Origin of the sequence: Pseudoalteromonas luteoviolacea NCIMB 1944, assembly GCF_001625565.1 — a bacterium.
In the GTDB taxonomy this organism is placed as follows: domain Bacteria; phylum Pseudomonadota; class Gammaproteobacteria; order Enterobacterales; family Alteromonadaceae; genus Pseudoalteromonas; species Pseudoalteromonas luteoviolacea_F.
The window spans coordinates 46,802-69,577 of sequence record NZ_AUXS01000064.1 but is presented as its reverse complement, the minus strand read 5'-3'; the positions used below and the strand labels follow the sequence as shown (position 1 = coordinate 69,577).

Sequence of the window (22,776 nt, the reverse complement as noted above, 5' to 3'; positions counted from 1 at the left end):
GAGTCGAGTATGCAATTTAATTCACCGATACAAATCGGATTAAGTGCCTGTCTTGGCGGAGACAAGGTTCGTTTTGATAAGGGGCACAAACGCTCTAATTTTTGTATGGACGAATTCAGTAAACATGTCGAGTTCGTGAAATTTTGCCCTGAAGTTGCGATTGGTATGCCAATACCGCGCGAAACGATAAGACAAGTACGTTTTGGCGACACCATTAAAGTATGCCGCCCAGATGGGACGCAAGATGTAGGTCCTAAATTAACTGAATATGGTAAAAAGATAGCCCAAACAAAAGCCAAAGAGCTGTCAGGTTTCGTTTTTTGCGCAAAAAGTCCTAGCTGTGGTATGGAACGCGTTAAAGTTTATAATGACGCTGGTACTGGCGCGACAGCAGAGGGGGTAGGCGCATTTGCAGCAGAAATTATGCGTCACAATCCGCTATTGCCATGCGAAGAAAACGGCCGATTGAACGATGTACATTTACGGGAAAACTTTGTAATGCGCGTATATGTATACAAGTCTTGGCAGGAGCTAACAGAGCAGAAGCTGAGTAAACACAAGTTGACGGAGTTTCACGCTAAGCACAAATACTTGCTGATGAGCCACAATTATGAAGCTTATCGCAAGCTTGGCAGGTTGCTTGCCGAAGTGCAGGCCAATACGATAGAGCAAGGCGCTGGTGAGTATATATTAGGTCTCATGGAAGCGTTGAAAAAGCCAGCTAGCCGCAAAGCGCAAGCAAATACGTTGGCGCACCTTCAAGGTTACTTCAAAAACGAATTGTCTCAGGTCGAAAAGGCTGAAATGGTAGAGGCAATTGATGAATATCGAACAGGCTTGGTACCTTTAAATGTACCCTTAACGCTTTTGAAGCATCATTTGCGAGTGCATCCCAAAGCCTACTTGGAGCAGCAAGTATATTTCGACCCATATCCTCACGATTTAAAACTAAGGTTTGCAATTTGAGTAAAGTACTTTATTGGTTTAGGCGCGATCTTAGATTAGCGAGTAACCAAGCACTTCAAGATGCAGTGAACAACGGCGCCAGCGAGGCGCTGTTTTTTGTCTGTGAAAAACAGTGGCAAATTCACAAAACCAGTGAAGTCCAAATAGACTTATTAAAGAGGCGACTTGACTACTTGGGAAGGAAATTGGCTGAACTTGGCATCAAGCTGCATGTTGTGGATGCCGGCGACTTCAAACAATTGCCGTTCAAATTCAATGAGTTCATTACTTTGCATGGATTTACGCACGTATACGCAAACAGGGAATATGAAATTAATGAACTAAATCGAGATGCTCAGTGTTCTAAATCTGGCGCTGAGTTTCACTTGTATGATGGAGATGTTTTATGTCAGCCTGGGAGCGTAGTTACTAAAAGTGGTGAGATGTTCAAAGTATTTACCCCGTTTAAAAAAGCTTGGCTAGCAGGATTTTCACAGCGCACCTTCCCATTAGGAAAATATCTACAAACTAGCTATAAACCCATAAAGTGGTACTCGCCGGATGTTTTAAATTCAGACGGGCAATCTGAAAAATGGCCCGTGGATGATGAGACATTGTCCAAAGTTGTAGAGTTATTTTTAGACAATAAATTAAACGAATATAGTGAGTATAGAGATATTCCAAGTATTAAAGGAACGTCGGGATTGAGCCCATACTTGGCACTGGGGATGATTTGTGTCACGGATTTAATTGCGAGAATACAGCAACGAATTCCGGACATATTATTAAGGACAAAAACTTCGGCTTTCGTATATATAAATGAATTACTTTGGAGAGAGTTTTACCGGCATTTAATGTTTGTGTTTCCAAAATTATGCAAAGGAAAAAACTTTAATGAGAAGTACGATGCCGTTATTTGGTTAGATGACGAAACCGCTTTCACAGCATGGTGTGAGGGTAAAACAGGCTATCCAATAGTGGACGCGGCAATGCGGCAACTAAATCAAACTGGGTGGATGCATAATCGACTTCGTATGATCGTGGCGAGCTTTTTGACAAAACACTTATTAATCGACTGGCGTAAAGGAGAAGCTTATTTTATGAATAGGCTAATTGACGGCGATTTGGCAGCTAATAATGGCGGTTGGCAGTGGGCAGCGAGCACAGGGTGTGACGCACAACCTTATTTCAGAATTTTCAACCCGATAACACAGAGCGAAAAATTTGATCCTGATGGTACTTTTATTCGTAAATATGTACATGAATTAGAATGGGTGCCTGCTAAATATATCCACTTCCCGCATGATTATATAAGGTCTGTTGGGAGAGATTGCTACATTGCACCCATCGTTGAGCATAAAGAAGCAAGAGCAAGAGCACTTGATGCATTTAAGGTTTAGGAATGGAACAGCATCTTAGCAACTTTGTTGATATATATAATCAACTCTCGGACAAAAATTTAAGTCTGTTACGAAATATTTATGACGAAAGTATCGTCTTTTCTGATCCTCTACATAGAGTTGAAGGAATTGAGGAATTAACAAAGTACTTTGAAAACATGTACGCCAATGTCAACTCCATTTCCTTCGATATAAAAGAACACTACGTAATAGAAGACAAAGGTTTTTTATATTGGGATATGCACTTTTCTCATAACAAGCTCAATAATAAAAAGTGCATTACTGTTGCAGGACATAGCCAACTTACTTTTAAAGGTGAGAAAGTGATTAATCACCGAGACTACTTTGATGTGGGCGCCTTGTTATATCGCAATATACCACTACTTGGCAGTGTTATTAAAACACTTGAAAAGCGAGCTGTATCATGACAGTTGAGCAAAAGCAGGTAGTGATAACGGGGGCTACATCGGGTATTGGTGAAGCGTTGGTAAAACGTTATTCGTCTTCTCACAATGTTATCGCATGTGGCCGAAATGAGTCAAAACTCGCTGCATTCTCACAGCAAAGTATTAAAACATCTAAGTTTGATATAACGTCGAAACAGCAAGTGTTTGATGCTGCAAACTGTTTTGATAACTTAGATATTGTGATTTTAAATGCCGGTGTATGTGAATATATAGATGACGCAAATCAGTTTGATTCGGCGTTATTTGAACGGGTTATCCACGCTAACTTGATTTCCACAGGGTATTGTTTAGAGGCATTTATACCCAAGATTAAAAAAGATGGGCAACTTGTTATAGTCAGTTCTAGCGCGAGCTTTTTGCCGCTGCCAAGGGCGCAAGCCTACGGTGCATCTAAGGCGGCATTAAGCTATTTAACGCGCGTTATGCAAGTAGAGTTACAAGATATAAATGTCACTTTGGTACACCCTGGATTTGTAGAGACCCCACTAACCGATAAAAATGATTTCCCTATGCCTTGTTTAGTGAGTTGTGAACAGGCTGCGGAACGCATTTATAATGGGGTTTTAAATCGTTGTGATGAAATCCACTTTCCAAAACGCTTTACTTTGTTTTTAAAGCTTTTCTCCCTTCTTCCATTCAAACTTTGGTCGCCAATCGCTAAAAGGATAAAACGTTGAAAAATATTGCAATAATTGGGTCTGGTATTTCAGGATTAAGTGCGGCTTATTTACTTAACAAAAAACACAATATCACCTTATTTGAAAAAGAAGATAGGCTTGGGGGTCACACAGCAACCGTTGATGTTGAGACACCGGAAGGGCTAAAGGGTATTGATACTGGCTTTATTGTTTTTAACGACCGCACTTATCCTTTGTTCGAAAAGCTGTTGGACCAAATAGGGGTTGGCCGCAAGCCGACACAAATGAGCTTTAGCGTTAAAACAGCAGGTAGGGACTTCGAATATAATGGACACACGTTTTTTTCACTATTTGCTCAAAAGCGCAATATATTTTCGCCCAAATTTTGGGGGTTTCTATACAGTATTGTTAAATTTAACCGATTATCTAAAGCACTGTATCATAGTGGCGATTATTCGAAGCATACGAATTTGGGTGACTTCCTAGACGCACACGGCTTCGATGAGTTTTTTAAAAAGCACTATATTTTACCTATGGGTGCAGCGATTTGGTCGACCAGCTTAAAAGGTATGCTAGATTTTGAAATTCAGTTCTTCATTCAGTTTTTCTACAATCATGGGCTATTAGACGTAGCAGGCAGACCTCAGTGGTATGTTATCCCAGGTGGGTCAAAGCAATATATTGCGCCTTTGACTGAGTCATTCAAGGATAAAATACATTTAAACGCCCATATTAAGTCGGTTGCGCGTCTAGATGGGTACGTCGAGATAACATTTGACGATGGAAACGTCGAGCATTTTGATGAAGTTGTCTTTGCTTGTCATTCTGATCAAGCTTTGGCTTTGCTGAAAGATGCATCTGATGTCGAACTTGATGTATTAGGGTCTATTCCTTATACGCCAAATAGCGTTGTTCTTCACACCGATATATCGTTGCTACCAAAGCGAAGGGCAGCTTGGGCAAGTTGGAATTATGCGCTAGATGAGAGCCAGACAAGGCCTGCAAGTGTAACATATCAAATGAACATCCTTCAGGGGATATCTTCTGCACAGCAATATTGTGTCACGTTAAATAATGATGCTCAGATAGACAAGAATAAAATACTTAATCAATTTACTTATTTTCACCCAGTATTTAATACGCAAAGCATCCGAGCACAAAAAAGAAAGTCGGAAATTGATGGAATTAATCGCACTTATTTTTGCGGGGCTTATTGGTTTAATGGTTTTCACGAAGATGGTGTCAAAAGCGCAGTAGATGTTGCTGAACAGCTCGGAGTTGAATTTTGAATAGTGCCATCTACTTAGGCGATGTCAGGCACCGCCGCTATACTGTCGCAGACCATCACTTTAAATATCCAATGTACATGATGTGTTTTGATTTGGACGAGTTGCACCTATTGGATGATATTCATCCAATGTTCGGTACCAGAGGGAAAAAATTACTGCGATTTGAACAGGCTGACTATTTAGTTGGAAGTGAGGAACCTTTAAAGCAGCGAGCGTTAGATAAAAGCCTTGAACTGGGCGTTGATGCTTCTGGTAGCAAAGTATATTTAATGGGACAGGTTCGCTGCGTTGGCTATTACTTTAGTCCTGTTAATTTTTATTTTTTTTCCAAGGAAGACGGCAAATATACACACATGATCGCTGAGGTGAGCAATACACCATGGAATGAGCGCCACTATTATCTTGTTCCACTTGGAAAAAAAGTGAACTTTGAAAAGACTTTTCACGTATCACCTTTTATGAACTTGGATATGGAATACCACTGGCATATAAAAGCACCTGAGCAACATGCCTTTGTCCACATCGAGAATAAAAAAGAGCGTGAACTCCTATTTGACGCCACATTAAGACTGCAGCGAGTGCCACTAGAAAGACACGCTGTTAGTAATTTGTTGAAGCAGTTTCCAGCGATGACTTTTTCAATTGTGAAAGGCATTTACTGGCAAGCGTTAAAGCTTTTTATTAAGCGAGTTCCTTTTATCAGTCATCCCGGAAGTTTGTAAGATGGAAAAAACGACACAATCATTTAGCAGCGAGAACAGCGACGGCTTTTTAGTAAAAGTGTGCAAGACATTAGTGTTAAAAGCACTAGCACAAATTACGTGGGGGCATATAAGGCTAATTGACGCGGATCAAGAGTTTTTATTTGGCAATGAAAAAAGCTCAGATAAAACAACAATACACGTTCACTCTGGACAAATGTACGCCAAATTTGCTCTTGGCGGTAGCGTTGGGGCGGGTGAGTCATATATTTTGGGACATTGGACTTGTTCAGATTTAACCAAACTCATAGAAATATTTGTCGTTAATCAAGACGTGTTGGACCAATTCGAGAAAAAGTTTGCGTTGATATCTGGGCTGTTTAACAAAGTAACACACTTTAAAAATCGCAACACTAAAGCGGGTTCAAAGAAAAACATAGTTGCCCATTACGATTTGGGTAACGACTTGTATAGTGCGTTTTTGAGTGATGAAATGCTTTATTCTAGTGCTGTTTATCCAACACACAACGCAACGCTTGAAGTCGCGCAACAACACAAACTAAAACAAATATGCGAGCAAGTAGACCTCAAACAATCAGATCACGTCATTGAGATTGGCACTGGGTGGGGAGCCTTTGCGATATACGCTGCACAAAATTACGGTTGCAAGGTTACCACGACCACAATCTCCGAAGAGCAACATGCATATGTGCGTCAAAGAATAGATGAGCTTGGGTTGCAAGAGCAGATAACATTGCTTAAGGACGATTACAGGGAGCTTGGTGGTAAGTTTGACAAATTAGTCTCAATCGAAATGATAGAGGCAGTAGGGCATGACTATTTGGCCGGCTTTTTTGAAAAGTGCAGCGCATTGTTAAAGCCAGATGGTGTCATGTTGATCCAAGCTATAACCATTGCATGTCAAAGATACCATCACTATTTAAAAAACTCTGATTTTATCCAACAATATATTTTTCCTGGTGGATGTCTCCCTTCAATTACAGAAATGAGCAAGCAAATATGCAGCAGTACAGATCTAGTTGTTCACTCGGTTAAAGATATCGGCTTGCATTATGCGAAAACTTTGTACGATTGGCGCGAGCGATTCGATAAAGCTTGGCCATCGTTGGATAATAAGAAGTTTGACCAGCGATTCTATCGTCTTTGGGAGTTTTATCTTTGTTACTGTGAAGGTGGTTTTAAGCAAAGAGCAACGAGTGCCGTGCACCTTGTTGCTAGAAAGCCTAGGTATTTTAACGATGATGAAAAAACATTCTGTCATTATTAACTTTGCGTTATTTCAGCTGGCTTGGTTTGCAGTTTTTTTCTTGCAGTCTGATGCATTATTGCTGGTTGGCATTGCGATAGCGTTAATGTTTTTTTTAAGCCCGCACAAGTCAAGAGATACTAAGTTTGTGCTTATAGGGCTGTGGGTTGGCTTGTCCATTGAACTTGTTGCTGTGAACTTCAGTGTCATCGACTATGGAGATGAAACGCTCCCTGTTTGGCTAGTTTTGTTGTGGCTCGCTTTACTATTTTCGTTTAGAGAGTCTCTAAGCAAGCTTTTTTATCTACCCATAAAATACAGAGCACCTATTGTTTGGTTGTGTACACCGGGCAGTTATTATGCAGGGTCGAAAGTCGGAGTATTGTCTACATTAGAGCCTTTGTGGCTATTTTGGTTTATTTATGGTGCGATATGGCTTATTGGTTTTGAGATGCTGAGGTGGCTTGACTCGTGTTCTTTTGTAAGAAGGAATGATGAGGTAATGAGCTAAATCGTTCCCCTTTTAGCTAAATATATACGAAACAAGCACAATTTGTCAGATTAATTTCGAATATAGTTGAATTTTGGCTTGCACTCATGCTTAAAATGAATAAACATAGAATTTGCTCCGGCAGAAAATAAAAAAATATAGGAATTTTTAAAATGAACAAAGCTCAACTAGTTGAAAAGATCGCGAACGACGCTGATATCTCTAAGACGGCAGCTGGCCGTGCATTAGACGCTTTAACTAGTGCTGTAACTGAAGCTCTAAAAGAAGGTGACTCAGTAGCACTAGTTGGTTTTGGTACTTTCTCTGTAAAAGAGCGCGCAGCACGCACTGGCCGTAACCCACAAACAGGTGCTGAAATCCAAATTCCAGCGGCAAATATCCCAAGCTTCAAAGCTGGTAAAGGCTTAAAGGATCAAGTAAACCTTTAATTCAATGACGAATATAATTGGCTGTGAGATTTATCTCGTGACCAAAAATTTGAAAAAGAGCCTTTTGGCTCTTTTTTATTTTTAAGTTATAAAAATTAGAATATATAAATAACGGTAAGGCGATTATAATTAATGGGCACAAAGGCCCAAAATAATTAATCTGACTTATTTAACTCTTGAGCGCTTTATCACCTCGACCTATGCCAACAGCTCCTGAACGAACGAGTTCAATTAAGTCACTTTCGTGGCGCAGCATATCCAAAAAGCTCTCAATTTTATCTGTACTGCTAGCCAGCTGAAGTGTGTAGCTTTGTTTTCCCATATCAACAATGGCTGCTCCAAACACGTCGCTTACTCGAGTAACTGCCGCTCTCATCGCTTCATTTCGAGTAAACACCTTGACCATTAACAGCTCTCTTTCTATGTGGTTGATTTCCGTTAGGTCAAAGACTTTCAACACATCGACGAGTTTGTTAACTTGCTTCGTGATCTGCTCTACGACTCGATCATCCCCATGAGTGGTAATAGTAATGCGAGAAAGTGTCTTGTCGTCAGTCGTGCCAACGGTCAAACTATCAATGTTATAGGCCCTTTGAGAAAAAAGCCCAACAATTCGTGACAGTGAACCTGGTTCATTTTCTAATAGAATTGCTAATATTCTACGCATTATACCTTTACTCCTTTTTTCAACCACATTTCGTCAACGGCACCGTGTTTAATTTGCATCGGGTATACGTGTTCGCTCTCATCAACTCGAATATCCAAGAACACTAAGCGATCTTGTATTGAAAATGCTTTTTCTAGGGCTGGTTCCAGCTCGTCAGGGTGATCTACTCTGATCCCTACATGGCCATAACTTTCGGCTAGTGCGACGAAATCAGGTAATGACTCCATATAGGAGCTAGAATGACGACCATCATATAGCATATCTTGCCACTGCCTAACCATGCCTAGTGAGCGGTTATTTAATGATACAACTTTCACATTTAAATCATATTGGAGGCAGGTTGAAAGCTCTTGAATATTCATTTGAATAGAACCGTCACCTGTTACGCACACGACTTCTTCTTGCGGGTAGGCAACTTTTACGCCCATAGCCGCAGGTAATCCAAACCCCATGGTGCCAAGTCCGCCAGAGTTGATCCACTGACGAGGTTTTTTAAATGGGTAGTATTGTGCTGCAAACATTTGGTGTTGGCCCACATCGGAGGAAACATACGCATTGCCGTGAGTAATGTCATAGAGCTTTTTAATCACCGTCTGAGGCTTGATCTTGTCTTCAGAGGTTTCAAAGTCCAAACACTTCTTTTCTCGCCATTGAGTAATGTCTTTCCACCAAGCTTCTTGAGCACTGCGATCAATGGCAATACTGCTGTTATCAATACCATTTAATAGCTGTGTTAGAACTGTATCTAAACAGCCAACTACAGGGATATGTGCTTGAATTGTTTTAGAGATAGAAGTTGGATCTACATCTACATGGACAATTTTTGCATTGGGACAAAACTTCTTAACATTATTTGTCACTCGGTCATCAAATCTGGCACCCAGTGCTAAAATAGTATCGGCGTTAGCCATCGCTTTATTGGCTTCAAGGGAGCCATGCATTCCTAACATGCCAATAAAGTTAGGATGGTTACCACTGATCCCACCTAGACCCATTAAAGTGTTTGTAATTGGCGCGTTGAGCTTTTCAACTAGCTCAGTCAGCTTGTCAGAAGTATTCGATAGGACGATTCCACCACCTGAATAAATGACCAGCTTCTTAGCTTGTAAAATCGCCTCTACCGCTTTTTTGATTTGCTTCGAATGGCCTTTAGTACTTGGGTTATATGTCCGCATATCAAGTTGCGGTGGCATAACATAGTTGAATTTAGTTTGTGGAATTAAGACGTCTTTTGGCAACTCAACAACGACCGGTCCCGGTCTTCCTGAGCTAGCTAAGTAAAAGGCTTTGGCCAAAATTGCGGGGATATCTTCTGCATTTCGACAATTAAAGCTATGTTTGACAATAGGTCTTGAACAGCCAACGATGTCGGTCTCTTGAAACGCGTCATCACCAATCAAGTTTGACGGCACTTGCCCAGAAAGTACAACCATTGGAATAGAGTCCATGTAGGCCGTTGCGATACCTGTAATGCAATTAGTTGCGCCAGGGCCAGAAGTAGCGAGCACCACGCCTGTTTGGCCTGTAGCACGAGCATATCCATCTGCCATATGAGTTGCAGCTTGCTCGTGTCGGACGAGAATGTGTTCTATATCACTTTGCTCAAATAGAGCATCGTACAAATCCAAAACAGATCCGCCTGGATAGCCAAAAATGTATTGTACTTGTAAATCTTTTAGCGCCTTTACAACTAACTCGGAGCCATTAAATTGCTCATTCATTACCTCATTCCTCAGCCAAGTTAAATCTTGGCATAAAAAAACCCCGCATTGTGCGGGGTCGATGAAAGCATATACTCACACAGGCCCCTATGGACTTAATACTAAGACCACCACGAGAACCAATTTTGCAAGCTTAACTAAATTCATTTCAAATCTACTAAATTATTTAACTAGTTTTAATTTAAAGGGCAATCGATGTTTCTGTCAAGAAGCCAGGATGGAGATATGCATAATATAACCCTTTTTGGCGTTGATAAATTTGAAATGTAATATTTCAATTTATAAAAATAGGGGGCAATGCATAAATGTATCTGTGGCAATATTTGCAAAGCTAAAATAATTAGGAGGTTTATTGCATGTTAAGGAACTGTTGTTTGTAGAGTTAAAAATGAGGTCAATAGGTTGAAGTTTAATAACTTTTAAGTGGCAAGGTATAGAGTGAATGTTGCGTAGAGCCTTTGGGGGAGAATAAAGATAGCGCAATTTGCGCTATCTTTTTGTGTATCTATTATAGACGTTCGATCACAGCTTGTGTGAAGTCAGTGGTGCCATGGCTGCCACCAAGATCACGAGTAGTACGGTCGCCAGACTTGATAACGTCAGCAACAGCGCTACGGATACGCTCAGCAGTTTCACCCATATCTAGGTATTCAAGCATTTGGATAGAAGCAAGAATAACAGATGTTGGGTTTGCTAGATTTTTACCAGCAATGTCAGGTGCACTACCGTGTACCGCTTCAAAAATCGCAGCATTTTCACCGATATTTGCACCAGGCGCCATACCCAAACCACCAACTAAGCCAGCACATAGATCCGAAATGATGTCACCAAATAGGTTAGTTGTAACTACAACATCGAACTCATCCGGGTTCATAACTAGTTTCATACAAGTCGCATCTACAATCATTTCAGCTGACTCGATATCAGGGAAGCGCTCACCGACTTCACGAGCCACTTTTAGAAATAGACCTGAAGTTGATTTTAGGATGTTCGCTTTATGAACTGCCGTTACCTTCTTACGGCCTTCACGTTGTGCAAGCTCATACGCGAAAGTTACGATTTTTTCAGCGCCTTCACGTGTGATTTTCGACATTGCTTCAGCTTCTGTACCATCTTCAGATGTTACTTGACCAAGACCAGAGTACATACCCTGTGTGTTTTCACGTACAGTAATGATGTCAATGTTGTCGTAGCGTGCTTGAGTACCTTCAAAAGACTTAACTGGGCGCACGTTTGCGTATAAGCCAAACTGCTTACGCAAAGTAACGTTGATAGATGTAAAACCTTCACCTACAGGTGTTGTTAAAGGGCCTTTCAGGGTAAGCTTATTACGCTCGATAGCTTCTAATGTTTCAGGTGGAAGCAGTTCACCAGTTTTTTCTAGTGCTGCAAGACCTGCATCAACATATTCGTATTCAAAATCACAGCCCGCTGCGTTTAAAATCTCAATTGCAGAATCAATGATGCTTGGACCAATACCATCGCCGCGAATAACGGTAACTGTTTGCTTAGCCATTTAGTTTTCCTTTATCAAAATAAATTGTACACACATAAAAGAAGGATCTATTTATTGTAGTCAATCAAATAAAAAGTGTGTGTTCGCTTGAAAAATTAAGCGCGTTTTATAGCAATTTATTCATAGATATTCCAGCAAGGAATGATAAAAGGGCATAAATTTAGTTTATGTTTGTTATATCCTGCATTTATAGAATAAATATTATTCAATCATGCTGTGTAAGGATAACGCTAAGATGGCGTCATTCAATTGCGTTTCGCTATCCCAGCCAAATTTCTTTATTTGGTTTTGCAAAACATGATGTTGCCAAGCTGTAGGTGTAAAGTGGGCGCTGCTCCACTGCATTGCAAGTACTTTAATGGCAACAAACGTTTTTGCCTCTTCACTCAAAGTACTGTCTTTTTCTCTTTCTGATTGCATGAAAGCGCCATGTGGAGGGCTGTTATCAAAGTGGTGGGAAAAATAGTCGTCCAGCTGTGTCGAATTGAATTCTAAAAAGCCAAATAATCTTGCCAGAGAATAAGGTGTTGATGAGTCGGCTTGTTCACTGACACAAGTGAAGCGTTTTATATCAATATCATGATGCTTTAACATGAAGGCGACGACCGCGCTGATAGGGGAGAGAATACTCTCATATTCTTGTCCATATGCTTGTTTAGTTAAAGTTGCTAAGATCTGTGCGAGCTGCTGATATTTATGCCATATATCAAGGGCGAAGGGGTGACGCAACTGAGAAATAACCTGCTCAATAAGTACGCGCTGACAGAGCAAACTCGCTGTGTTTAATCCGACCATAGTTAAACAGTGTCGAATATTTGCACCTTTTTGAGCTTCTCTATTATATTGTTTCGCGGCTTGCTGAAGTGCTTGCTCTATGTATGGAAACGGCTCAATTGTTTTTTCAATAGCTCTAAAACTAGCAAAACTATTTCTACTCAATTTGTCTATTACAGTGTAAGTTGCTTCAAACGAGTCTTCTGTTGCGGCGATTTCTTGCGATTCTATGTGTCCCCACACTTTGAAAAGGAGGTGTTTATCTGCTGTGGAGATTGTCCTGTACTCAAATTCAAACGAGCTTTGTGTTTTGACTAGGCGATCGACCTTATTGCCTTCAAATGTACAAATCACTTGGTTCTTATCGTTTCTTTGCAAAAGAAGCGCTTTTTGACCGCGATATACAGTTGTGCAACCAACAGCAAAGCGACTGAATTGCATAGACAGTTTGTTTAAGGTGTCGCGGGTAAATTCGTCATAACTGGATAAGTAGAGTTTTTTCACCACAGAGGCCAAAGTATTGGGCTTAGTGGGAGTTTTAACCAAAGCCATTGCAATGATCTGTGCAATGGCCACAACTAAAGTAGTGTTGTCGTATAGTGGCGCAACGCGTTTGCTCTTTAAGGTTTCACAGTACGGCTGAAGTCGAGACATCATGCGAGTTGCCTGTTTATTAACCGAGCCACCATGTTCAAGTACTTTGACTGCGAGTTGATATCTTATTTTCCATATTTTCTTACCCTGTTCAGTCAGGGGTTGTGCATTAAGTAATTTGTCACTTTCTTTTTTTACACACAAAAAGCTGGCCAAACAAGCGACAAGTAATTCTTGACGAATGTTATTTGAATAGCCATGGCCCTGCGAGATAATACATACCAAAATGCACTTTTTAACCACCAAATTTGTCGTTGGGGATAGTTGTTGAAAGTTAAAGTTTAGGTAGCTATGCAGTGCATTGGGGGCGCTTTGGTAGGTGTGCGTGTACAACTGAGCAAGCTCTGCGAGGGTTGGAAAGATACTGGGCCATTTTTGTTTGTTATAGTAAAGCCTAAGTGTTTGCTCTGTTTTGTTTACCAATTCGAAGAGTTGTTTTGATATGTCTTTATTCGTCATTATTTAGCGCTTTCTCATAGGCTACAACTGCACCAGCTCCCCACAAAATTAGCTGACCATTTTTAAATAACAAACCAGTACATTCATCTTGTGTTGTTATGCCGTCTGGTTTCATCAATTGAGTGCGGTAATAGACAATTTGAAAGACTGTATCATCGTTTGATTTCACATAGGTGAGATCTGGGCTACCTAAATTGTCGAGCACTGAATCTAAATCCATCCGTGTATCTGGTTTGAGCTTGCTAATAAACCTTTTGTTAAAAGCTTCCCTGTCTTTCCATAGCATCGCTCTTGGATCATCTTTATAAAAGTTGATCACAAGATAGACAATCCCGGCGTAAACCGCGAGGCCCAGAAATATATATTGTAGAACTTTTTTTATCATTTAAGTCACCTAAATACAGCTCGGTAAGACTATCCGAAGCGTGTATCCATAACAAGTAATTTGTGATTAATGCAATGATCAGAGACGCAGCTCTTTTAAAGTAAAACCAACTTCAATGTCGGTTCTAAGGGCTACTAGTGCTTTGCTCAAAATAAAGTTATCAATATCAGTTTCTATTTTTTTTCTAATTGTTCCATGAAGGCTAGGGCTGTTCAGTGCATTTTCTACTGAAGTGAATTGGCTCAATACATCAACAGCGGTTTTTTTCCCAACTCCTTTTACTCCTGGAATATCATTGGTTTTGTCACCCATTAACCCCCAGAAATCATGAAGCTGATTTTTATCTAAGGAAAATTTGGACCTCACGTCCTCAGACGATATACCTTGTTGTTTAAAGTAATCATAGACTTGAATGTGTTCACCAATTAACGGTAAAAAACCCTTGTCGGTAGATACAATCGTTGACGCTACGCCGTGATTTGACGCTTTATATGCCAGCGTTGCCAATATATCATCTGCTTCATCTTGAACTGGAAAATATGCTTTTACATTTTGCTCAGTAAAGCCTCGGGCAACAATTTCAAGGTTATCCTTTAACTGCTGTGGCATTGGTTTTCTCGTGGCTTTGTATTCCGTGTAAAGGTGATAACGCCAGCTTTTGTCCCCGTCAAATACTGCAATTGCGTGACTTGCTTGGGATGTTTTAAGTAGTTTTCGGGTTGCGTTCTTTACGCGTTGATAACAGCTTTGAATGATTTGCTCATCAGTCAACCCTGATTGTTCACAATCAACAGCGTATATACGACGAATTAAGTTAAGTGCGTCAATCAGCAGTAATTGGGCCATAAATGTATATAAAACAAATTTTTGTTGGTACTTTCGAGGATTATAACAGAGGGGCGATGAGAGTTCATCGCCCCTAAAAGCTTTTGTTTTAATTAAATAACTATCTAAGTTATACGGTCGTAGTTTGCTTTATGACTGGATTTTGTAGCAGGGCTCATATTTGCTGCCAGGTAACTTCATACGACCTTGGTTTACAAAAGCCTGCAATAGTTTATCCATGTCTGACATGAGTGATTTATCGCCAGAGAGCACGTATGGACCATGTTGTTTTATTGCTTTAACGCCATTGTCTTTCACGTTACCTGCCACAATCCCAGAAAAAGCACGTCGTAAATTTGCCGCTAGTATTTCTTTAGGTTGACTTAAATGTAAATCAAGAGATGACATATTCTCATGGGTTGGTTCAAATGGTTGCTGGAACGGCTCTTCAATTTTAAGCGTCCAGTTAAAGTAATATGCGTCACCCTCTGACTTTCTGTACTCTCGTACTTTAGGCATTGCGGACTTAATGGTTTTTGCGACACGTTCAGGATCATCGATAATGACTTCAAACTTGTTAAGCGCTTCACTACCAAGTGTTTTCTCAACAAACTTAGATATTTCATCAAAGTAAGCGGCACTGGACTCCGGCCCCGTTAAAATAACGGGTAGGACTTGTTTTTCATTTTCTGGATGGAGCAAAATACCAAGTAGATAAAGCAATTCTTCTGAAGTGCCTGCGCCACCGGGAAAGATAATAATGGCGTGCGCTGTTCTGACAAACGCTTCGAGGCGTTTTTCAATGTCAGGCAAGATCACCAGTTCATTGACAATAGGGTTTGGTGGCTCTGCGGCGATAATGCTTGGCTCTGTTAGGCCCAAATATCGATTGTTAGTGATACGCTGTTTGGCATGCCCTATGGTTGCGCCTTTCATTGGTCCTTTCATTGCACCAGGACCACAACCTGTACAAATGTTTAACCCTCTAAGACCGAGCTGATAGCCTACTTCCTTAGTATACTTATATTCTTGCTCATTGATGGAGTGGCCCCCCCAGCAAACAACCATATTGGGATCGGTGTTTACTTCAAGTGCGCCTGCGTTTCGCAGCATATCGAAAACCATGTGTGTAATTTCTTTAGGCTCGATCAGCGTATCTTGGTGTCTTTGACAAATGAATAAAATATCTCGGATGACTGAGAAGATATGCTCGTGAATACCATTGATAATTGTGCCATCAACAAATGCAGACTCTGGTGGATTGGTCAGTTCAATTTTTATGCCGCGCTCTCTCGCAACCAGAGAAACATTAAAATCCTCGAACTTTCGGTAGATCTCATAACTTGAATCTGTGTGGCTGCCTACGTTTAGAACAGCCAACACACAGTTTCGGAATAATTGATATCTTTCGAAAGTTGAAGACTGTTGTAACAAGTCGACTTCTAATTGTGATAATAAATTAAGAACTCCAGTTGGGTTTAGCTGTACATGCATAGGCATTCTCCTTGTTATTCTCTAATGCAAAGTTTGTCTCTGCCTGAGTTTTTAGCGTCATACAGTGCGTTATCAGCACGGTCAAATGCTGTAAGCGGTGTATCGCCTTTTTTAAGCTGTGTTGCACCTAATGAAATCGTAATTTGTACTTCTTTTTCTTTAAATCTAAATGGGATTGCTTTTACGGTATTACGTATTTTTTCAAGCGGGCTTTGCGCTGAGCTCAGTGGCATACCCGGCATAAGCAGCACGAACTCTTCGCCACCATAGCGAGCAATAAAGTCGGCTTTTCTAATTGACTTTTTAAGTGCTCTGGCTATCACCTGCAATGTTTTATCACCGGCACTGTGCCCGTATTTATCATTAATTGATTTAAAGTGGTCAACATCAATAACGACGAGTGTGACATCACTGTTGTGAACTTCAAAGAGATGAAATTCTTGGTTGTACCTATCATCAAAAGCGGCTCGATTAGGCAATTTAGTTAGGCCGTCTAGCAGGCTTTTGAATTTTTGCTCGTTTAAGCGTTTTTTATAATTTGTTACTTTAGTTTCGAGTAAATTGATGCGGTCATTAATTTTGTCAAAGCTTTGAAGCAGAACCTCTTTGTCTCGGCGTTCAATGCTTTCGCGTTCAATCAAGTCTTTACTAAGCTCTTTTAACTCATTGTCTACGAGCTGCTTTAACTCAGTGATAGAAGTTGCTTGTTGTGTTTGATGATTCAGAGTTGAGATCTTTTCTTCAATACGCTTGTTTAATGCTGAGACTTCGTGATTGACCGACTTGGACTGATTTGTGGTTTCGACAATCGATTTATGAAGCTCTTCCAGTGTTTGGTTCAAAGAGACTAAAAAGCCTTGAGCAGACTGACGTTCACGGGCGATAGATTTGGCGAATATACGAATAATGCTGACTGAATTATCCAACAGTGAGTCAACCGAATCATCAGCGGACAAGCTTTGTTTGATTTGCTTTATCTGCTCCGAAACGTCCTCTTCAAAAACCAGCTCGTTCGTTAGAGATAACAGTTCAATGGCCAGCTCTGGATTGCGAGTTGATGAACTAAACTCTGGCGCTGCTTTCGCTTGCAGTGTTTGCATATAAAACTGCAATATCTTTTCGAGTAAAGGGACAAATTCCGAAACAGCTTTGATATCACCAAGTTCATGATCAAGCACATGTCTCAGTTTGCGTCTGGTATCATCTGGTAAACCTTTTAGTTTTTGTAATTGTTTTCCAGCAGACTGAATATGGGTTGTTAAAGCTCGCTCATTAGCTTCATAAACGGCTTCTTGCTGTTTTAATTGAGCTATCGTGGTCTCAATCAACGGAGTAAGTTGCTCTATTTCCATGCCCTTGTTCAGTGCACTTCGAAACTTCGCAAGTTGATTGTCTAGGGCTACATCTTGTCCTCTACAGCTAAAAGACAATCTTGTCGCAAAGTCAGACAGCATCGAGACTTGCGTCTTTTTTGCTTCTTCAAGAGTTTTTCTTGCTGAAATAGCTTGAGAGAGTTTTTTTTCCAAGAGTACGGTTTTATCAGTCACAAAAATCCAACATCTTTTTTTACTATATCCAATTGCAAGTTTACATCAAATTACTGAAAAATGTGGGAGAATTTAATTATCAACTTGGCTTTTTATCATGTAGGTTCAACGAATTTATTAACTCAAGTGTAAGGAATTTTGCTAATTTTAAGAAAACTCTTTAATTTTTTATAGTATGAAAAAAAATCTCTCACTGATCTCTTTGGCACTTTTAAGTCAATTTACCTTCGCTGATGTCGAGTACAAACTCTCAATAACACAACCACAACATCATTTAGGCAATGTAGAAATTACTTTTCCGAAATCTGCGCAATCTTATGTTGATATTCAACTGCCTGACTGGCGTACTGGCCGTTATGAGATACTGGATATGGCCAATGGCATTCGTTTTTTTGCAGCAAGTAGTGAAAGTGGGAAGCAGTTAAAATGGCAAAAAACAGATAAAAATACCTGGCGAGTCCATTTAAATGAACCCACCGAAGTATCTGTATCTTATCAAGTATATGCGAATGAATTAGCCCTTAGATCGAGGCACATCGATGATAGTCATGCGTTTATCGATGCTTCTGGATTTTTTATGTTCAGTGATTCGTTTCGACAAGAGCCTGTAACCGTAAACCTAGACGTCCCGGATAACTGGCGCTCGGTATCGGGTATGGACTTTGCTAATTCCAAGCATAGCTTTAAAGCGGCGAACTACGATGTGTTGCTCGACTCTCCAATAGAAACTGGTATCAATGAATTGCATAAGTTTAGCGTCGAAGGCAGAGACTATGAATTGGTGATTTGGGGAGAGGGAAATTACGACGTTGACTTAATGATCCGAGATTTAAAAAAGCTAGTGACAACGGGAAGTTTGATCTGGCACGATTATCCATATGATAGATATGTATTTATGGTACATGCAACCAGTGGAGCAAGGGGAGCAACTGAGCACCTAAATTCCACCATCATTCAAAGGCACCGCGATAAATTTGCTTCAAGAGATGACTATATTGGCTTTATCTCCACCGCAGCACACGAGTTCATACATACATGGAATGTAAAAAACTACCGACCTGAAGGGTTAGTTCCATATGACTATGTTGATATTAATTACAGCGATTTATTGTGGCTTGTTGAGGGGTCAACTAGCTATTTGGAAGACTACTTATTACTTAGTGCAGGGATCACCACCAACAAAGAGTTTTACAAATCGCTGAACAGAACACTTAATCGACATTTGCAAACACCGGGCAGGGAAGTGCAATCGGTGGCACACACCAGTTTTGATAAATGGATAAACCAAGGCGGAGATCACGGTAAAAATTACAGCACCAATATCTATTTAGAAGGGGCGTTAGTTTCTTTGGCGCTGGATATCGACCTGATAGATAAAAGTGAAGGTAAAGTTAGCTATCGAGATGTACATAGTGAGCTATATAAGCAACATAAGCTACCCAACTCATTTAACAGTGATGATGTAAAACGGATACTTAAGGAAATAAGTGGCAACGATTATTCAAATTGGTGGCAAACCTATGTTGATAATCCTGCGATTATTGATTTCGATAGCTTATTCGAAAAAGTTGGATTGGAGCATGTTTATCCGCCTGGTACGGTGAAAGTGGCAAGTATTGATGGCACCACTAAAAGTGCAGGCCAGCTGCTGGAATTGACCCATGTAGCGAGAGATGGTAACGCTTGGCAAGCTGGTTTAACCGCCGGTGATAAACTAGTTGCCCTCAACAAACATCACGTTCGCAAAGATCTTGCGAGTACTTTAGCTTTGTTTAGCCCGGGTGAAATTGTGGAAGTGGACTTTATTCGACGACATAAATTAATGACAGTGAAATTGCAGCTAGGCGAAAAAGCAAATCGAAACAAAGTCATTCGAGCAATAAAATCTCCTTCTAGCCGCCAAGCGAACTTGTATAAAGCGTGGGTTGGAGTTGAACATCCCAATAGTAAATAAAATATAAAAAGGGAGCTAGTTTGCTCCCTTTTTTTATATTTTTATCAAATGGATATTACATGATGCGAGAGAAAAAACGTGAGCTCTTAGCGCCGGATCTATTTCTACGCATAGAAGAGCGAATTTGTGCTCGTGTGCTTGCCAGCCAACTTTCTCTGTTTACTTTTGCGTGTTCTCCGCGTCTGGCTTCCTCTGTCGCTCTAAAACCGCAGAATTCTCGATATGCTTTAAGGTCTAATGATAGATCTTGCAGTACAAGTTCAATCATAATTGCATCATCAATGTATCCAAGTACTGGGACATTGTCTGGAACAATATCTTCTGGTTCACCAAAATAAGCCAAAGAAAGCATGATTTCTTTCTTTTCATCTTCTGGCATTTGCCATTCGTCATCTTGAACCGCGTCGATCAGCGCTGACAGTGACATCATTCGTGTTCTAACAAACTCAGGGACGTTTGTACCTTCCATTTGTTGCACAAGCTCGCGAGCTTTACTGATAATATCTTCTTCACTTAAATGGCTGCTTCGCTCAATTGCTGATTGCATCATTGTGCGGAAATGTTCTAAATCGATATCAGTGAGTTCAAAATTTACTTGGATGGACATTATTTCTCCCTTACGCTCTTTGTTTATTTTTATATCCGTCAGGTATTTCAAAGAATGTAAATACCCACTTTGGTAACGACACTATGCCATTAAATCTCCACTAACTTAAGCTCAAATTAACAATAATTGAAAAAAAGTCAAAGATTGGTGATGTTGTGTTCAACCACATAAATATCTTAGTAAAAAATTAAATTTTTGGAGGGGTATTTTTACTATTTCTCATTTTTTTTAGGTTTTTTTGTAAAACTACTTGTTTCAAGTAGGTGAAGTTACAAGCAGTTGAGCTATCACTTTTTAGCTTTTTATTTAAGATAACATGTGTTGTCTAATGCATATTTCGCAGCTATTCGAAACGCTCAAAGGACGCTTAAAGTTTGGTTGCCTTGTAGTCAAGTGTGCGTATCTCAGCCATGTTTTTTATTTGATTTCTAATTTTCTTCGGTACTTCTGAAAAAATTACTTTCCGATTAATGTGAATAAACTTATGTGGAGGCTGGTGCTAGTTAGCTTAGCTGTTGGAGCATTGCCGGGCGCTATTTTCATGTCGAATGATCAATCCTATATCAAGGAGCTGATGACTTTATTTTGTGTGGTGTACATGATTTAGCAGGAGGGGATGAAAGGTCGTTATAAATAAAGGAGGCATAACCTCCTTTAATTAGTAACATGTTTATCGTCTGATAAAATTAGCAAAGTTGAGTGTCAGTACATAGACCAGTAGTCCAACACCATGAGCGGCTAGTAGTCACACCACCAGCAACAAATGGCGTCATTTTGTTATCTAACTGCTGTTTGTCGTCTGTTAAGTTTTTTAGTTTTTTCTTATTTAATTTCAGCATAGCTATTTCCTTTTTAAAGTTAATTTTAACAAGTAAAACCTACAAAAGATGTACATACAAATGGGTGGGTAAGTTCTGGTTTACCACCAGCAACAAGAGGTGTCATTTGCTTATCTAGTTGCTGTGATGTGTTATTAGTATTCAGAGACTTTAGGTGATGTTTTTTCATTTTTAGTTTCATTGCTTTTTTCCTTAAAACGAGTAGTGCAAATCCAACTTAACATTTATGTACATATTTTCAACAAAAGGTTTATTCTAAATTGTTATAGGTTTACGCTGTGTTTCTTATTTGGGTATTTTAATTTGAGGGAAAAAAGGGCTGGTTATATATTGAATAGTTAATACGAAAGCACATATTGAATGGACATTTTCAGTGAAGATGGTGGTGTCTTTCTTCTTATACTGATCCGCCCTAGATGTTCGCAAAACCTGAACTATGTGAGCTTTGTAATTAGATACTGTTGTAATTGGTTTTACAAATTACAGTTATTATTTATTGCACAGTATGGTGATAAAAAGAGCGAATATCTGCTGATATGGCATTTTATGATGGGTTAAAGCCGATATCACCTATTTTAATACGCGAGGTAAATTCAAGGGATGCATATAAGTAACCCCCCACAAAAGTGGGGGTTACTATGATTATAAAATATAGTTCATATATTAAGATAATCTATTTAGTGCTTTTGTTAAGAACTGCCCAGATTGGACATCGGCTTTAACGCGCTGAACATTTTTCTTCATTTGCTCAATTTCAGCCGGCGTAAGTTCAGCCAAGCGATCTTTTATATCTCTCAAAGAACTGATGCTAAATCCGATACCTTCTTTTTCAACTAAGTCAGCCATTGCAGCCTGATCCCAGATGATGATCGGCATATCGCACAGTAAATACAGAGACAGCTTGTGTGGGTTGTTGAACATTAAATACTTACCGGTAACACCGTCACACGAATCTAGGGTATTGCCATACCAAACAAGGCCAAAATCACCATCAATATGATCAATGACTTCGTTTGATGGAAAGCAGCCTTTGTAATCTAAGATAGTGTTGTTGATGTCTTTGACCTTTTTTTCATCATATCCGACACCGTATAAATCAAACTTAAAGTTGCCACGCTCAAGGCCATCAAGTTCATAGACGAACGGGCCCATATTACCGGCAAACACAACGCGAATATTTTCATAGTCTGTTTGAGTACGTTTTGCATTTGGGTTATCAGTATGCAAATAGTCAAACGCTTCTATGTTGGTAATTTCAGAGTTAAAGTTTTGCTCTTGAAACCACGCCGCCATTTTGTCGTTGTGGACAATTAGCTGATCAGATTGTTTCAGTAGTTTAACTTCTTTATCGGAGTGACCATATTTACCTTTTAAACTCTTTAAATCGTGAACAAGCGTAAGTACTTTACTATTTTTTAGTTTGGCACCCCACAAGCAATAGCCATAAAATTTATTGAATGGATACTGTAAACAAACGGTGCTTCCAGATTTCAGCCTTAAAATAGCCCAAGTAACGCCTAGCGCACTGATCAAAGTGCCCAAAATAGAGTTGGCAATCCAAGTTTGCTTAAACCCAATATTTTTCCAGCCGTTATTTTCCAATATGGTTTCACAGTCCATTTTAGCTTTACCTGCGGCATCAAATTTTGAGCGGTAGTTTCGAGCAATATAAACTTTGTTACTCATAA

At 39.9% G+C, this 22,776-nt stretch carries 22 protein-coding genes; 10 read left to right on the top strand and 12 right to left on the bottom strand.

What is annotated here, in order from left to right; all coding sequences use genetic code 11:
• Window positions 1–9 precede the first annotated feature (9 nt).
• The 9 genes from N483_RS21185 (at window position 10) to hupB (ending at window position 7,646) form a co-directional block, all read left to right on the top strand.
• Window positions 10–966 carry a YbgA family protein gene (locus tag N483_RS21185; RefSeq protein ID WP_023397805.1) on the top strand — a complete coding sequence of 319 codons (957 nt, stop codon included), beginning with the start codon at window positions 10–12 and terminating at the stop codon, window positions 964–966.
• Window positions 963–2,345 (top strand): deoxyribodipyrimidine photo-lyase, encoded by a 1,383-nt coding sequence (gene phrB, locus N483_RS21180; protein ID WP_023397804.1) that lies wholly within the window; start codon window positions 963–965, stop codon window positions 2,343–2,345. The genes N483_RS21185 and phrB overlap by 4 nt, the downstream gene beginning before the upstream one ends.
• A gap of 2 nt (window positions 2,346–2,347) precedes the next feature.
• Window positions 2,348–2,773, top strand: a complete 426-nt coding sequence (locus tag N483_RS21175; protein ID WP_023397803.1) for a nuclear transport factor 2 family protein — start codon at window positions 2,348–2,350, stop codon at window positions 2,771–2,773.
• Window positions 2,770–3,489 carry an SDR family NAD(P)-dependent oxidoreductase gene (locus N483_RS21170; RefSeq protein ID WP_023397802.1) on the top strand — a complete coding sequence of 240 codons (720 nt, stop codon included), beginning with the start codon at window positions 2,770–2,772 and terminating at the stop codon, window positions 3,487–3,489. Before N483_RS21175 ends, N483_RS21170 begins: the two co-directional genes overlap by 4 nt.
• The gene (locus N483_RS21165) at window positions 3,486–4,739 is read left to right on the top strand and encodes an NAD(P)/FAD-dependent oxidoreductase (RefSeq protein ID WP_023397801.1); all 1,254 of its coding nucleotides are present in this window, start codon (window positions 3,486–3,488) and stop codon (window positions 4,737–4,739) included. Before N483_RS21170 ends, N483_RS21165 begins: the two co-directional genes overlap by 4 nt.
• Window positions 4,736–5,461 carry a DUF1365 domain-containing protein gene (locus N483_RS21160; RefSeq protein WP_023397800.1) on the top strand — a complete coding sequence of 242 codons (726 nt, stop codon included), beginning with the start codon at window positions 4,736–4,738 and terminating at the stop codon, window positions 5,459–5,461. Before N483_RS21165 ends, N483_RS21160 begins: the two co-directional genes overlap by 4 nt.
• 1 nt (window position 5,462) lies before the next feature.
• Window positions 5,463–6,728 (top strand): SAM-dependent methyltransferase, encoded by a 1,266-nt coding sequence (locus tag N483_RS21155; RefSeq protein ID WP_023397799.1) that lies wholly within the window; start codon window positions 5,463–5,465, stop codon window positions 6,726–6,728.
• Window positions 6,700–7,218 (top strand): DUF2878 domain-containing protein, encoded by a 519-nt coding sequence (locus N483_RS21150; RefSeq protein ID WP_023397798.1) that lies wholly within the window; start codon window positions 6,700–6,702, stop codon window positions 7,216–7,218. The genes N483_RS21155 and N483_RS21150 overlap by 29 nt, the downstream gene beginning before the upstream one ends.
• A gap of 152 nt (window positions 7,219–7,370) precedes the next feature.
• Complete coding sequence (hupB, locus tag N483_RS21145; protein WP_023397797.1) at window positions 7,371–7,646, top strand: nucleoid-associated protein HU-beta; 276 nt, start codon at window positions 7,371–7,373, stop codon at window positions 7,644–7,646.
• 169 nt (window positions 7,647–7,815) lie between these two features.
• On the opposite strand, the gene ilvN is transcribed toward hupB, so the two are convergent.
• The 8 genes from ilvN to N483_RS21105 form a co-directional block, all read right to left on the bottom strand.
• Complete coding sequence (gene ilvN / locus N483_RS21140) at window positions 7,816–8,313, bottom strand: acetolactate synthase small subunit (protein ID WP_023397796.1); 498 nt, start codon at window positions 8,311–8,313, stop codon at window positions 7,816–7,818.
• A complete protein-coding gene (locus tag N483_RS21135; RefSeq protein WP_023397795.1) occupies window positions 8,313–10,034 on the bottom strand; it encodes an acetolactate synthase 3 large subunit in 1,722 nt (573 codons plus the stop codon). Before N483_RS21135 ends, ilvN begins: the two co-directional genes overlap by 1 nt.
• 508 nt (window positions 10,035–10,542) lie before the next feature.
• Window positions 10,543–11,550 carry an isocitrate dehydrogenase gene (locus tag N483_RS21130; RefSeq protein WP_023397794.1) on the bottom strand — a complete coding sequence of 336 codons (1,008 nt, stop codon included), beginning with the start codon at window positions 11,548–11,550 and terminating at the stop codon, window positions 10,543–10,545.
• Between the two features lie 201 nt (window positions 11,551–11,751).
• Window positions 11,752–13,437, bottom strand: coding sequence for a hypothetical protein (locus N483_RS21125; protein ID WP_023397793.1), 1,686 nt, complete (start codon window positions 13,435–13,437; stop codon window positions 11,752–11,754).
• Complete coding sequence (locus tag N483_RS21120; RefSeq protein ID WP_023397792.1) at window positions 13,427–13,822, bottom strand: DUF3192 domain-containing protein; 396 nt, start codon at window positions 13,820–13,822, stop codon at window positions 13,427–13,429. The genes N483_RS21125 and N483_RS21120 overlap by 11 nt, the downstream gene beginning before the upstream one ends.
• A gap of 78 nt (window positions 13,823–13,900) precedes the next feature.
• Window positions 13,901–14,668 (bottom strand): flap endonuclease Xni, encoded by a 768-nt coding sequence (gene xni, locus N483_RS21115; protein ID WP_023397791.1) that lies wholly within the window; start codon window positions 14,666–14,668, stop codon window positions 13,901–13,903.
• Window positions 14,669–14,797: 129 nt separating this feature from the next.
• The gene (gene ppnN, locus N483_RS21110) at window positions 14,798–16,141 is read right to left on the bottom strand and encodes a nucleotide 5'-monophosphate nucleosidase PpnN (RefSeq protein WP_023397790.1); all 1,344 of its coding nucleotides are present in this window, start codon (window positions 16,139–16,141) and stop codon (window positions 14,798–14,800) included.
• A gap of 14 nt (window positions 16,142–16,155) precedes the next feature.
• Window positions 16,156–17,688, bottom strand: coding sequence for a GGDEF domain-containing protein (locus N483_RS21105; RefSeq protein WP_023397789.1), 1,533 nt, complete (start codon window positions 17,686–17,688; stop codon window positions 16,156–16,158).
• Between the two features lie 175 nt (window positions 17,689–17,863).
• On the opposite strand from N483_RS21105, the gene N483_RS21100 reads away from it, so the two are divergent.
• On the top strand, window positions 17,864–19,642 hold the full coding sequence (locus N483_RS21100) for a M61 family metallopeptidase (protein ID WP_023397788.1): 1,779 nt from the start codon (window positions 17,864–17,866) through the stop codon (window positions 19,640–19,642).
• A gap of 55 nt (window positions 19,643–19,697) precedes the next feature.
• Here N483_RS21100 and N483_RS21095 read toward each other — a convergent pair whose 3' ends face one another.
• From N483_RS21095 to N483_RS21090, 4 genes are all read right to left on the bottom strand, one after another.
• Complete coding sequence (locus N483_RS21095) at window positions 19,698–20,249, bottom strand: YkvA family protein (protein WP_023397787.1); 552 nt, start codon at window positions 20,247–20,249, stop codon at window positions 19,698–19,700.
• 686 nt (window positions 20,250–20,935) lie between these two features.
• Window positions 20,936–21,088, bottom strand: a complete 153-nt coding sequence (locus N483_RS27115; protein WP_023397786.1) for a hypothetical protein — start codon at window positions 21,086–21,088, stop codon at window positions 20,936–20,938.
• A gap of 25 nt (window positions 21,089–21,113) precedes the next feature.
• A complete protein-coding gene (locus N483_RS27110) occupies window positions 21,114–21,269 on the bottom strand; it encodes a hypothetical protein (protein WP_023397785.1) in 156 nt (51 codons plus the stop codon).
• 482 nt (window positions 21,270–21,751) lie between these two features.
• Window positions 21,752–22,774: a hypothetical protein gene (locus N483_RS21090; RefSeq protein ID WP_023397784.1), complete on the bottom strand. Its 1,023-nt coding sequence runs from the start codon at window positions 22,772–22,774 to the stop codon at window positions 21,752–21,754.
• Window positions 22,775–22,776 lie beyond the last annotated feature (2 nt).